Annotated in this window: 11 protein-coding genes; 7 read left to right on the forward strand and 4 right to left on the reverse strand. The window is 61.2% G+C overall.

Features of this window, described 5'->3' with window-relative positions:
* Positions 1 to 1,503 (reverse strand): tryptophan halogenase family protein (locus H926_RS28610; RefSeq protein ID WP_022677531.1); only part of this gene is annotated, 1,503 nt, incomplete at its 3' end.
* Between the two features lie 201 nt (positions 1,504 to 1,704).
* Here H926_RS28610 and H926_RS0117945 point away from each other — a divergent pair.
* The 7 genes from H926_RS0117945 to H926_RS0117970 all read left to right on the forward strand — a co-directional run bounded on the left by H926_RS0117945 (position 1,705) and on the right by H926_RS0117970 (position 9,854).
* Positions 1,705 to 1,986, forward strand: a complete 282-nt coding sequence (locus tag H926_RS0117945) for a hypothetical protein (protein ID WP_022677532.1) — start codon at positions 1,705 to 1,707, stop codon at positions 1,984 to 1,986.
* A gap of 41 nt (positions 1,987 to 2,027) precedes the next feature.
* Positions 2,028 to 2,861 carry an SPFH domain-containing protein gene (locus tag H926_RS28615; RefSeq protein ID WP_022677533.1) on the forward strand — a complete coding sequence of 278 codons (834 nt, stop codon included), beginning with the start codon at positions 2,028 to 2,030 and terminating at the stop codon, positions 2,859 to 2,861.
* Complete coding sequence (locus H926_RS0117955; protein ID WP_022677534.1) at positions 2,858 to 3,403, forward strand: hypothetical protein; 546 nt, start codon at positions 2,858 to 2,860, stop codon at positions 3,401 to 3,403. The genes H926_RS28615 and H926_RS0117955 overlap by 4 nt, the downstream gene beginning before the upstream one ends.
* A gap of 306 nt (positions 3,404 to 3,709) precedes the next feature.
* The gene (locus tag H926_RS34940) at positions 3,710 to 4,063 is read left to right on the forward strand and encodes a GNAT family N-acetyltransferase (RefSeq protein ID WP_237741089.1); all 354 of its coding nucleotides are present in this window, start codon (positions 3,710 to 3,712) and stop codon (positions 4,061 to 4,063) included.
* Positions 4,064 to 4,395: 332 nt separating this feature from the next.
* Positions 4,396 to 5,706 carry an antiviral reverse transcriptase Drt3a gene (gene drt3a / locus H926_RS31925; RefSeq protein WP_082209223.1) on the forward strand — a complete coding sequence of 437 codons (1,311 nt, stop codon included), beginning with the start codon at positions 4,396 to 4,398 and terminating at the stop codon, positions 5,704 to 5,706.
* A complete protein-coding gene (gene drt3b, locus H926_RS0117965) occupies positions 5,693 to 7,633 on the forward strand; it encodes an antiviral reverse transcriptase Drt3b (RefSeq protein ID WP_158442011.1) in 1,941 nt (646 codons plus the stop codon). Before drt3a ends, drt3b begins: the two co-directional genes overlap by 14 nt.
* A 547-nt stretch (positions 7,634 to 8,180) precedes the next feature.
* Entirely contained in the window at positions 8,181 to 9,854 is a 1,674-nt protein-coding gene (locus H926_RS0117970) for an amidohydrolase (RefSeq protein ID WP_022677536.1), read from the forward strand.
* Here the strand turns inward: H926_RS0117970 and H926_RS34145 are convergent.
* From H926_RS34145 to H926_RS33555, 3 genes are all read right to left on the reverse strand, one after another.
* Complete coding sequence (locus H926_RS34145) at positions 9,844 to 10,020, reverse strand: hypothetical protein (protein WP_022677537.1); 177 nt, start codon at positions 10,018 to 10,020, stop codon at positions 9,844 to 9,846. The two genes, H926_RS0117970 and H926_RS34145, sit on opposite strands and share 11 nt — an antisense overlap.
* Positions 10,017 to 11,123 (reverse strand): PepSY domain-containing protein, encoded by a 1,107-nt coding sequence (locus H926_RS0117980; RefSeq protein ID WP_022677538.1) that lies wholly within the window; start codon positions 11,121 to 11,123, stop codon positions 10,017 to 10,019. The genes H926_RS34145 and H926_RS0117980 overlap by 4 nt, the downstream gene beginning before the upstream one ends.
* On the reverse strand, positions 11,120 to 12,582 hold a 1,463-nt coding region (locus H926_RS33555), incomplete at its 5' end, for an amidohydrolase family protein (RefSeq protein WP_022677539.1). The genes H926_RS33555 and H926_RS0117980, both read right to left, overlap by 4 nt.

The following is a 12,582-nucleotide window of genomic DNA, read 5'->3' on the forward strand; positions in this document are numbered from 1 at the left end:
CTGCGGGGCAAGCCCGGCCAGCACGGCGCCATGCATGGGTTGCTGCGCCGCCTCCGCGGCCATGGCGCCGCGCAGCCGGCCCAGCCATTCGCGCCCGTCGACGCCGCGATAGTCGATCAGCGGGTCGTGCCCTTCCGGCAGGTTGTTCTGGCCGATGTGCACGGCCAGCCATGATGGCGGGGCAAACAGGTCCAGCTCACGCGCGATCAGGCGACCATGGCGGCGGAAATGCGCAATTTTCAGGGCCAGGCTGTCGGGGATGTCCATCGCCGCGACATGGCGCCACAACTCGGCATCCTGCCGCTGCGTCAGCTTGTAGTGCAGGATGATGAAGTCGCGGATGCGCTCCATCTCGCCATGGGCGACGCGGTTGAATTCATCGCGCGTGGCGGGATCGAAATCGCGATCGGGAAACAGGGCCAGGATCTTGGAGATATTGGCCTGGATCAGGTGGATCGAGGTGGATTCGAGCGGTTCGAGAAAGCCCGAGGCCAGGCCCACGGCAATCACGTTGCGGTTCCAGTGCAGCTTGCGTCGCCCCGCCTGGAAGCGCACCGCGCGCGGATCGCCCAGCGCCGTTCCATCCAGGGTGCTGGCGAGATCCTCGGCCGCGCGGTCTTCGCCCAGGAACGCGCTGCAAAAGACATAGCCGTTGCCGATGCGGTGCTGCAGCGGAATGCGCCATTGCCACCCCGCCGCGCGCGCGGTCGATCGGGTATAGGGCGTGGGGTTGGGATCGGCGGCGGGGGGGGCGCAGGGCATGGCCACGGCGCGGTCGCACGGCAGCCAGTGCGACCAGTCTTCGTATCCGGTCTTGAGCGCGCCCTCGATCAGCAGCCCGCGAAAGCCCGAGCAATCGATGAATAGCTCTGCCTCGATGCGGCGGCCGTCGGCCATCGTGACTGCCTCGACAAAGCCGGTCTCGCCATGCAGTGCCACATCGGCAATGCGGCCCTCCACCCGCGTCACGCCGCGCTGTTCGGCAATCGTGCGTAGGAAGCGGGCATAGAGCCCGGCGTCGAAGTGATAGGCATAATCGAATGTGCTCATCACGCTGCGCGGATCGGGCGAGGGGTGGGCAAAGCGCCCGGCCCGCGCCAGGTGCCAGGCCATGGCATGCTCGTCGAGCGGGGCGGTCTCCCCCTGGCGGCGCGCCTGCAACCAGTATTGGTGCATCGGCACCATGTCGAAGTTGCGGCCATAGGGGCCGAAGGGGTGGAAATAGCGCGAATTTTCCGCGCCCCAGCCGACGAATTCGATCCCCAGCTTGAAGCTGCCCTTGGTCCGCGCCAGGAACTCGCGCTCGTCGATGCCCAGGGTCTGGTTGAACACGCGGATCGGCGGAATGGTCGCTTCGCCCACGCCGATCGTGCCGATTTCCTCGCTTTCCACCAGGGTGATGGCGCAATCGCGCGCCAGGGCCTGCGAGAGCATCGCAGCCGTCATCCATCCGGCTGATCCGCCGCCAACAATCAGTACCTTGCGGATCTTGCGATCGTCCATGGTCTTGGTCCCCTCCCTGGGTGGCTGCATCCTACAATCAATTGCAGAGCGCGCAAAGCGGGCTTTTGGGCGGGTTGGAACCGCTCTTGTGAACCGGCGCGGACACGCATGAAATATTGGTAATAATCTCATTTGTCAGAAGAAATTGCCAGCGAAAGGTCTAGCTTGCGATCCAGCAGGGCCAGATCAGAAAGGCGCCGCGTGAGTCATCTGTTCATTCTGGCTTTCGTCGTTCTGCTCGTTTTGCTGCGCCGGCAGGCGTCGCGACAGGCCCGCCAGCCCTTGCCCGCTCCGCCACCGCGCCGGCCCGTTCCGGCGGTCGAGGCGGCCGCGTCCGCAATGCCGGGCCTGGCCGATCCTGATGCCAGGGCGCTGGATGAAGGCGATGCCCCGGCCGTGCTGCCCAGCGCGCCCCGGCGTTCTGCCACGCTGGACCGCTTCTACCGCACCGTGCGCGGCCCGGGGCTGTGCTCCCCGCGCTAGACCCTGCACGCCTTTCCCCGCTTCCGTTCAGGAGACATGCGATGGCCATTACCAGACAAGTGATCACCACGGTGCGCAACGATGGGTCCGATGCGCTCGGCACCCGTACCGTCGCTTACAAGATCGCTGATGAAAGCATCGTCTCGGGCTCGCTCTTGACGGTGGAAAGCAACCACTTCTGCGTGCTCAAGTCGCGCGGGGCGGTGCTCGATGTCTATGAAACCGGGCAATATGCCATCGAAACGCCTGACAAGCCGCTGATCGGCTCGATCGCCAAGGGCTTTTTCGGCGGCTCCTCGCCGTGGGTCTATGAAGTCATCTATATCAACCGCTCCAAGCTGCTGGTGCGCAACAGCGGCATCGCCACCTCGGCGGAAATGGCCGAAGTGTCGTATGTCGTCGATTACTACATCCACATCGACAGCAAGCAGGAAGCGCTCGACCTGATCACCCACATGCCGTTTTCCGGCACGGTGATCGATACCAACGAAGTGGCCGATTATGCCGGCCCGGCGATCGAGCAGGCGATCAACCAGATCGTGCAGGTCACCAAGCTGGAAAACATCAACGAGCACATCAACGACGTGCGCGAGGCGGTGAAGGTTCACCTCGCTGATTTCCTCAAGGTCTACGGCATCATGCTCAACGACCTCAAGGTCTTGATCATGCCGCGCGACGAACGCATGCGCGAGTTGATCTCGCTCCAGGCGATCGGCCTTACCCCGATCGAATCGGTGCGCTATTACCTGGCGCTCAAGATGGCGGAAAAGGGCCTGGTCTCCGCGCCCAACGCGGCTGTGGGCATGCCGTTCGCCATCGGCGGGCAGCCCACCGGCTTCTATCCGCTTGGCCCGGAAGTGGGCGCGCCGACATGAGCGGAGGCGAGGACGACGGGCTGGCGGCGCGCGCCGGCCAGGTCGCGCTCAACCTGTTCCGCGGCTATGGCTATACGTTCTATCGCGTGGAAAACGATCTGCGCGCCGATGACCAGCGCATCCGCCGCATGGTGAGCGAACTGTTGCAACAGGCGCGCAAGGCGCTGAGCGAGGCGGAAGGGCGCTATCGCCGCGAGATGATCCCGCCGCCTTCGCGCGCCCAGCCGTTCCCGCCCGCAGACCTGGTCGCCAATGCCAAGCGGCTGGAGGCCCTGGCCCAGACGATCAGCGCGCTCGATGCGCAGGTGTCGCATATGCCGGTGCCTGGCAACGACTTCATGACCGCGCGCTATCGCACCGAGGCCGATACGCTGCGCCGCCTGTCGGAAGTGGACGTGGACTTGGTGGCCGACGCCCATGCCTTGGCCCAGGCCGTGCCGGGCGATGATCCGGTGCTGATCCTGGAGCAGGCGCCCGCCATCGCCGCCACCATCGCCCGCCTCAAGGACCGCATCGCGCAGCGCCAGGCGATGCTGCTGTAACCGCGCCCTGACGAGCCGCGATGAACCCCCAGGACCTTGATCCGCACCTGCTGCACGCCTGGCTCACCGCGCGCTCGCTGGCGCGCGGATTGCCTATGCCGGTGCCCGAGCACGGCGGCTTCCGCGTCGATACCGGATCCGACACGGAAACCGTGCGCTGGGTCTTTCCGCGCCTGTGCGATGGCCTGAAAGACCTCGCCCGCGCGATCCACCAGCCCCCGTCAGTTCATCAAGGCCTGCGCCACGACAGAGGCCCTGCGCGCCGCCCTGCCGGCGCCCTGGACGGTGCACCCCGCCAGCCACGTGATGCGCGCCCACGGCGCAATGCCGCGCCGAACGCTGGCGGATGGCTACCGCATCACCACCGAGCAATCCGGCCCCGTGGTGGCCGTCCGCATCCTTGGTGAAACCGGCGAACTGGCCGCCAGCGGTTATGGCGCCGAAACGGATCACGTCTTCGTCTATGACCGCATCGTGACCGAGCCCGCCCATCGCCGCAAAGGCCTGGGCCATGTCCTCATGCAGACCTTGCATGCGGCACGGCGCGATCCCGATAGCCTGGAACTGTTGGTCGCGACGGACGACGGCCGGGCGTTGTACGAGACCTTGGGGTGGCGCGTTGTTGCACCTTATGCGAGTGCTTCGATCGTTGAGGGATGATAGGCATACGTGGGGTGGGGGGTCTTTCGACCAAAATGCGTTGTTCGCCGATCCAGCTTTGAACGGCAGCTTCCGTCAGAACCAGCTATTCGCTTAGTCCCAGGTCGTCTGGGGGCAATGCGCAACAGAAGTGGTCGCTTGAGGCACGCGATGACGCATCTGAAAGCGGTCGTGATGAGTTCGCTTTTCCCCGCCCCCGCCGTTTCAAGCTGCTCGACGCCAGATTTCTGCAGTTTTTTGCGACAGGGCGCCGAAAGCTAACAAATCTGCTCAAAGCGATCTCTGCGTCTTATCGCCAACCAAATTGAGATTAGGCTGGTGGATGGGTTCAAATGGGTGTTGCCAATCAAAAGCAGTCTGCGCACAAAGGCGACATGACGGCCGGAGCGTTTACAAAATATTCTTTTTCTCGCGCGCTTCGAGCGGGAGACTCCTCGCGCTTCGGCGTGGATTTGAAACAGAGCAAGGCAGAGGAAATCGCTAAAGCGATAGAGTGCGCGCGAGACCCGACCGCCCTCGCTACGTTCAACGAATTGATCATCGGCGGAAAGGACGTCGTATCCTATAGCGACTACGCATCAACGCTGGTCCTTCGATCGCTAGCTGGGAACGTCAAATACCGAGCTAGGTTGAAGATGCCGAACCGTGATTCGATCGTGCGGGGCGTTATCCAATCCGCCGAAGACGCGACGCCTATGGCAATATTCAGGCGAGATATCGAAAGCTTCTACGAAAATGTGCCGTTGAAGCCGATCAGAGACACCCTCTTAGGAAGTGCTTTGCTTTCTCCAAATGCGGTCAACGTATTAGAGGCGTTCTTGGAAGCGCACTGCAAGGGAAAGGATCGCGGTATTCCAAGGGGCCTTTCCCTAAGTGCAGTCTTAGCCGAACTTGCGATGCAGAATTTCGATCAGTCGGTACGGGCACACCCAAGCATATACCGGTATTTTCGGTTCTCAGACGATATTTTAATATTTAGCTACGATCTTTCATTCGACGTGGATGAATTTCTAAAACAGTCGCTTCCTGCCGGACTCACTATGAATAGAAAAAAGAGATCTGATATCAGGTTGGATAATAAGGGGAGCGCTCAAGGCTATTACTCTTTCGATTATCTCGGGTATGCTTTTCATATTTCTGCTAAATCCGAAAAGAAGGAAGCATTGAGACGATCGGTATCGGTGACCGTTGCGCGCAGCAAAGTCTCAAAGATAAAATCTCGTATTATACTTAGCTTAAAAAGTTTTAATAAATCCGGAGATGTTAGACTTCTTTTGGATAGAATTAAATTCCTGTCGTCAAATTATTGCGTGAGGAGAACCGGAATAAACAACTATGGACCTAAAAAACGGGTTTATTCAGGAATATTTTTCAATTATAGATTTTGTCGCAACGCCCCGAGTGATCCGCTTTTACCCCGATACGAGCACACGTTGAGCGAGTTGGATGGTTTTTTGAACGGATTGCTCTTTGGCGGCGGCAGTGAGTTTCGACTCCCCGTCCAAAACAAAACCAGTGCAATTCAACTTGCGCATCTGAAAGCGTTATCGTTCCGAAAGGGTTATGAAATCCCAATGATAGCGACCTTCAGTTCGCAAAGAATTGGCGTGATAAAAGCGGCGTGGGCACATGCCAAAGGGTAAGCCGCGCAATCGCGCACTCAGAGCGCTGGTGACTGAGGTGCTTCCTCATGAGCTGCCGCTCATATTTACAAACGACTTCCTCTATTTATCGCATGCTGAGCAGCCTGTCGATCTTTCTGCCCACGCGCACTTGCAGTCGATACGAACCGTAAGCCGAGCGAAGAAGTCGAGGTTCACGAAGCCGTACGAGTTCGCAATTCGAAAGGATCGCTCGTCTTCCACACGCCTTTCAATTATGCATCCGCTTAGCCAGATGGTGGCGGCTCAGTTTTATGACGATTTTGCGGAGACGATCATAGCCTCTTGCGCCGTCAGTCCAGCATCGCTGCGTCGGCCTACGGCGGTCGCAAAACTTGCGACGCCAAACGATCTCATCGAGCCCAGCGCGGATGACGGCAACGTCCATGTAGAGGTTTCAGAGGAAGAAGAGGAGTTGGCAAAAATTGTCTCGTTCTTCGTTTATCGAGATATTAATCTTTTGGCCAAATTCTTTGACAGCTCAGCTTATATTTCTTTAGAAAAGCAGTTTAGCCGACTTCGAATGGTCGACGTATCTAAATGTTTTTACAGCATATATACGCACTCAGTCACCTGGGCGGTAAAGAATAAGGACTTTGCGAAGGATAATTCAGGCTTTTACGCTTTTGAACAACGTTTCGACACGTTAATGCAAAGGCATAATTTTAACGAGACAAATGGGATTTTGGTTGGCCCAGAGTTGTCTCGTATATTCGCAGAGATAATATTTCAGAGAATTGACTTAAATGTTATTGCTATGGCGGCTGAAGAAGGATTGCATTACGGCAAGGACTATGAGTTTAAGCGTTACGTCGATGACTATTTTATTTACGCTAATGATGAAATTAATCTGGACGTTATTCAAGAGATTTTAGACAGAGAGATATCCTTCTATAAAATGTACTTGAATGAAGGAAAAGAGAAAAATCTAAGCCGACCATTCGTCACCCCACTCTCCCTTGCGAAACGCGAGATACATCGAACTTTCTATGAATTAAAGGCGGTGGTTGATGAAGCCAGGAGGGCTACGGATCCTAAGCTTTTCAGAGGCGTCACCCGAAAAGTAAAAGCGAAAACGCTAGAAGCCCGCCTGATCATCGGAGAGCACGGTATCGGCTTTCATAATGTTAGCGGCTGGGCGCTCTCGCTGCTACGCGCGATGGTGTTCGAGCTTGTGGAAAGCGCGGCGGCACTGAAGGATGATGACGACGAACGTGCAGCATGCATTGAAAGAGCTCTTTGGTCGCTGCTGACCCTCGTGTTCTACGTAGTTAGCTTGGATGTTCGCGTGAATACGACCTATGCGCTTGCCCAGATTTTATCAATCGTGGGAAAGCGCGGATACAAAAAAATCCGAGATAGCTCAGACTGGATTGAGCACGTGATGTTGAAAGAAACCATCGATCTGATGGTGGCGGCTCACGGCGCTTTCTTTCGTCATGCACGGCGACGGGATTCCATCGAATGCTTCAACATATTAATTATCGGAGCGCAGACGTTCGGAAAGCTATTTACACGGAATTTTGCGATATTAGAGATTATTCAAGAGTTGTTAGTAAATAAGCTATCTTATTTCTCGTATATAACTCTAAAATTCGTTTTTCTAAAAGATCCATTGATGTTCTCGACGGAACTTGATCAGCTTAATAAGCTAGCTGCCGCGCGCATTCGGCTAATGCGTGACGATCTTGCCAAGGATACCGAGGCTTATCTTCTGCTCGCGGACTTTATGAGCGCGCCCGACATCTCAAAAGACCAAAAGCGGAGCTTGTGGAAAGACGTGTTGTCTGGAGAGCCATCCAACGCCCATCTAGATTATGTCGCCTCGCGTTGTGGCTTTGTCGATTGGACCGGAATACGTATTGGGCACCTCATCGCTCGGCAGCGATTGCGCCCGGTCTACGAATGAGGCATTGCTCGAGTGGGAAGGTGTCGGCGCCGGAGATATCCGGGAGCCAGGAACGGTTCTTACGAATCGTCTTGGTGACCGGTTTACTCACCACCCGAATGTCAGTGGGAGCTAGTTCTCACTGACATGACGACGCGTGAGGGTTTCGCACCGTCGAAACACACACTGTTCGGCGTGCGGACACCTTCCTTAGCTACGTCTCTTGCGGACCAAGTCTCCTCCATTTGTACGACCGCTTCCACAAAATCTGCTTGAAGATTTGTCAGTTCGCGACCGTCCCAGTCTCAGTCAACCCAATAGTACAGGGGAGCAGACGCTGAACGCCGGCATCCCACAAGCCCTGCCGTTCGCCACCTCGCCCATGAACGCCAAAAATGTCCCAAACCCAGACCCCCGCCGCATTCTATACTGCCAAAGCGGCCAACGCCCCGACGATTTGCGCACCACCCACCTCTGGTCCCCCCGTGATCTGCAAGCTGGACGCCGCGCCTTGTCCATGCCGGCGCAAAGTGCCAGTCGGTAAGAATGCAAACGGGGTAACAAGGTCATGGTCACGCGTCGCGCTTTCGTGTCGGGTTCGCTCAACGCCGTGGCGGCGTCTGCCCTGCCAGTGCGGGCGCTGGCGGCCGCGCAAGGGACGGTGGAGGTGGCCTATGTCAACGCTGCGGTGTGGACCGGGGCGGGGCCGGACGTGCGCAGCGATGCCATCGGCGTGGCCGGGGGGCATGTCGTGGCGATCGGGCGCGAGGCGGTGCGGGCGCGGTCTGGTCCGCGCACCCGCGTGGTCGATCTGCAGGGCGCCTTCGTCACGCCCGGGCTGGTTGATTGCCACACCCATTTCACCATCGGGTCGCTGGCGTTAACCCAGCCGTCGCTGCGCAATGCGGCCAGCCCCGATGAATTCGTGGCGCAGATCGCCAAGGCGGCGCGCGTGCTGCCCAAGGGCGAATGGCTGGAAGGGGGCAACTGGGACCAGGATCGCTGGGGTGGCAAGTTGCCCACGCGGCAGTGGATCGATGCCGTCACGCCAGACACGCCGGTGGCGGTAATCCGCTATGACCTGCACATGATCTTGTGCAATTCGCTGGCGCTCAAGCTGGCGGGGATCGACCGCAACACGCCCGATGTGCCGGGCGGGGTGATCGTGCGCGATGCGCAAGGGGAGCCGACCGGGATCGTCAAGGATGCGGCCAAGGACCTCGTGCTGCGCGCCATTGCCCAACCCAGCCCGGCGCGGCTGGATGCGGCGGTGCGCGCCGGGATCGCCCTGGGGCTGAGCAAGGGCGTGACCGAAGTGCACGTGCCCGATCTCGATTGGTCGACCTATGAAATCACCCATCGGCTGCGGTCGCAGGGCGAAACCGGCATGCGGTTCTATCAGTTTACGCCGCTGAAAGACTGGGAGCGCATGGCCCGGATCGTGGCCGAGGAAGGCCACGGTGACGACTGGGTGCGCTGGGGCGCGTGCAAGGTGGTGTTCGACGGCTCGCTGGGGTCGCGCACCGCGCTGATGTATCTGCCCTACCAGGACGAGTCCGGCGCGCATGGCATTGTCGTGACCGATCCCAAGGATCTGGCGGCGTGGATGACGGGCGCGGACGAGGCGGGCCTGCAGGTGACCGCCCATGCCATCGGCGATGAAGCCAACGACATCGTGCTCGATACCATGGCGGCGGTGACCAAGGCCAATGGCGCGCGCGACCGGCGCTTTCGCATCGAACATGCCCAGCACTTGCGCGAAGAAGCGATCGGGCGCTTTGCCCGCCAGGGAGTGATCGCCTCGATGCAGCCCTATCACGCCATCGACGATGGTCGCTGGGCCGTGCGGCGGATCGGGCCGGAGCGGCTGCGCACCAGCTTTGCCGTGGGATCGATGGTGCGCAGCGGCGCGCATGTCTGCTTCGGGTCTGACTGGCCGGTGGCGCCGCTCGATCCCCTGACTGGCATCTATGCCGCAGTGATGCGCGAGACGATCGATGGCAAGAATCCCCAAGGCTGGTATCCCGAGCAGCGGATCACCATGGCCCAGGCGCTGCGCGGCTATACCCGCGAGGCGGCCTATGCCGGCAAGGTGGAGCATCTGCGCGGCGTGATCATGCCCGGCATGCAGGCCGATTTCGCGGTGTTCGACCGTGACCTGTTCCGCATCGATCCCGAAACCATCGAGCAGGCCAAGGTGATCCGCACCGTGGTGGGCGGGGTAGAGCGCTTTACCGCCTGATCGGCCCGCCCCGGCGCAGCGCCCAGGCGATGGGCGCCACGCTGGCGGTGAGGCCAAGCGCGGCGGCGACGTCTTCCCAGCCGTCGCCCGCCAACCCGGCGATCATGCCGGCCAGAGAAACGACCGCGATGATTGCCACCGGCACCAGGGGATGTGCCTGCTTCATGCCGCGCGCGCCTTGCGGGCCGGCCGAGGCTTGCCCAGCCACAGGTAGAGCCCGCTGCCCAGCACCACGATGCTCACCACGTCGAGCAGCGCCCAGAGAATTTTCATGGCCAGCCCCCCATAATCGCCAAAGTGCAGCGGTTGCGCCAGCAGCAGGCCTTTCATGTACCACGGCATCGGCGCCACACCATCGACCTGGCCGGTGCGCGCATCGACCATCACCGGGGTGAGCAGCTTGGCGGTGAGCGGGGTGGCGCCCTTTAGATAGACCGCGATGTGATCATGGCTGCTGAAAGCAGCGCCGGGAAAGGCCACGAACTGCACCGTCATCCCCGGCACGGCGGCCTGCGCATGGCGCAGCGCCAGCGCGGCAATGCCGGGGCGATAGGGCACGATCGGCCCCGTGCTGTCATGCGCTAGGCGGGCCAGGGCATCGCCGCGCCACCAGGCGGTGATCGGATCGGCCAGCGTATTGATCGTGCCGGTCAGGCCCACGACCATGGCCCAGGCGAGCGTGACGCCGCCGATCACATTGTGCCAATCGAGCCAGCGCAGGCGGTTGGACTTGCCCCGGCGTACCGTGGCAAAGCCCGGCTTGCGCGCGAAGGGCGCATAGAGCACCACGCCCGAAACCAGCGCCAAGGCAAAGCACAGGCCCATCGCGCCCAGGAAATATTCGCCCACTTTGCCCAGCAGCAAATCCTTGTGCAGATCGAGCACCGTATCCATCACGCCATGGCCGGGGGCATCGCCGTGGGGCGGTGCGGCAGTGCGCAAGTCGATTGGATTGAACTGCATCGCCGCTTCGGGCGCATCGCCGGTCGGGCCGGTGGTGAGATTGATGACCGGGCGATCTTCATCGAAACTCAGGTAGATCGGCACGCTGCCGGGATGGCGCGCCAGCGCGGCCCCCATGGCGCGGTCAACCGGCAGCAGTTCGGCCGCGCTCCAGCGTTGGGGCCGCGTCGATTTTGACAGGCCGTCGATCTCGTCATGAAAGATGAGCGGCAGGCCGGTCAGCGTCAGGATCAGCAGGAACAGCGTGCAGGTGAGGCTGGACCAGGTGTGCACCTTGCCCCAGGCGCGCAGTGTCGCGGGCTTCATGGCGCGGTGTCCTGCCACCACGGTGCAACCGCCGCCTGGCCATCGCGGGCCAGGGTGCGGCCATCGAACGCGATACCGCCGCGCATGATGAGCGCGATGGCGCGGGCATTGGCAATGTCGGTGCGTGGATCGGCATCGAGCACGACGAGATCGGCCAGCTTGCCGGGCGTGATGCTGCCCAGGTCATCCGGGCGGCCGATGATCCGGGCGTTGTCGATCGTCGCCATTTCCAGCGCTTCCAGCGGGGTCGCGCCGCCGGCCACGAAGGCGCCCATTTCCCAATGCACGCCGATGCCCTGCATTTCCCCATGGCTGCCCACGCCAACCAGACCGCCAGCGCGGCGCAGGCGCACGGCATCACGCGCAAAGCGCTGCCAGGTCTGCCAGGGTGCGGCGGTCCAGTGCCGGTCGCGCAGCCGGGCCGCCAGCGCGAACGGCGGGGGAAAGCGCGTGAGCCGCGCATCGTCTTGCGGGGCGTGGTTTTCGATTTCGTCAAACAGCAGGGGCGCGCCGCCGTAAAGCACGGTGATCGTGGGGGTATAGGCGATCTGGCTGGCCACGAACAGGCGGACCACGTCGTCATGGATCGGGGTGATGGGCAGGTTGTGCTCGTTGCCGGAAAAGCCGTCGATCGCGTGGGTCAGCTCCAGCACATAGTCGGCTGCGCCCTCGGTCGTGGGCATCATGCCCAGCCTGCGCGCGGCATTGGCCATGGCCTGCCGGGCGGCGCGGTCGCCGATCATGTAGCTCTTGATGTTGCGCGTGCGATAGGCATCCCGATAGCGGGTGAGCACATCCTGCGCGACACCTTGCGAGGTGATCGCGCTGTTGACGAAGACGCCCGGCCCGGTGCTGAACAGGCGCGGCCCGGTCGACAGCCCGGCGTCCATGCGATCGGCATAGGCAAAGATATCGGGCGTGAATGGCTGCACTTCCAGCACGGAAGTGACGCCATAGGCGAGCAGCGCGGGAAACTCCCAGTGCGTGCCATCGTGGATGGTGCGCGGAATGGGAAAGAAGTGGGCATGCGCGTCGATCAGGCCCGGAATGATGAATTTGCCGGCCAGATCGCGCACCTGCGCCCCGGCGGGAACCGGCACGGTGCCACGCGGGCCGATCGCGGCAATACGGTCGCCCATGATCACCACATCGGCATCGGCGATGACGGCACCGTGGTCCATGGTCAAAACCGTGGCGCCGCGCAGCACCTGCGGCATCGCGGGCAGCGCGCGGGGTACCTGCACCGAGAGATCGCGCGGGGTGGCGGTGCTTTCGGGATCGGCGGCGGCGAGTGCCGCAGGCGCGGCATGGCGCCAGAACGGCCCGGTGGTCCACGAAAGGCCGTCGCCATCCCAGCGCATGGTATCGGCGCCAATGCGGGTGATCTGGCGCTGCGCCGCGCTGGCGTCCGCCAGGTTCACCGGCTGGTCCGTGGCGGGCAGGGGCAGCACGTGCAATT

Origin of the sequence: Novosphingobium sp. B-7, from assembly GCF_000410615.1 — a bacterium.
In the GTDB taxonomy this organism is placed as follows: Bacteria; Pseudomonadota; Alphaproteobacteria; order Sphingomonadales; family Sphingomonadaceae; genus Novosphingobium; species Novosphingobium capsulatum.

Bases quoted from the DNA above. Each gene is read 5' to 3' on its own strand.
- H926_RS28615 (WP_022677533.1), top strand. From the start codon at position 2,028: ATGGCCATTACCAGACAAGTGATCACCACGGTGCGCAACGATGGGTCC.
- H926_RS0117955 (WP_022677534.1), top strand. From the start codon at position 2,858: ATGAGCGGAGGCGAGGACGACGGGCTGGCGGCGCGCGCCGGCCAGGTC.
- H926_RS34940 (WP_237741089.1), top strand. From the start codon at position 3,710: ATGCGCGCCCACGGCGCAATGCCGCGCCGAACGCTGGCGGATGGCTAC.
- drt3a (WP_082209223.1), top strand. From the start codon at position 4,396: ATGGGTGTTGCCAATCAAAAGCAGTCTGCGCACAAAGGCGACATGACG.
- drt3b (WP_158442011.1), top strand. From the start codon at position 5,693: ATGCCAAAGGGTAAGCCGCGCAATCGCGCACTCAGAGCGCTGGTGACT.
- H926_RS0117970 (WP_022677536.1), top strand. From the start codon at position 8,181: ATGGTCACGCGTCGCGCTTTCGTGTCGGGTTCGCTCAACGCCGTGGCG.
- H926_RS34145 (WP_022677537.1), bottom strand. From the start codon at position 10,020: ATGAAGCAGGCACATCCCCTGGTGCCGGTGGCAATCATCGCGGTCGTT.
- H926_RS0117980 (WP_022677538.1), bottom strand. From the start codon at position 11,123: ATGAAGCCCGCGACACTGCGCGCCTGGGGCAAGGTGCACACCTGGTCC.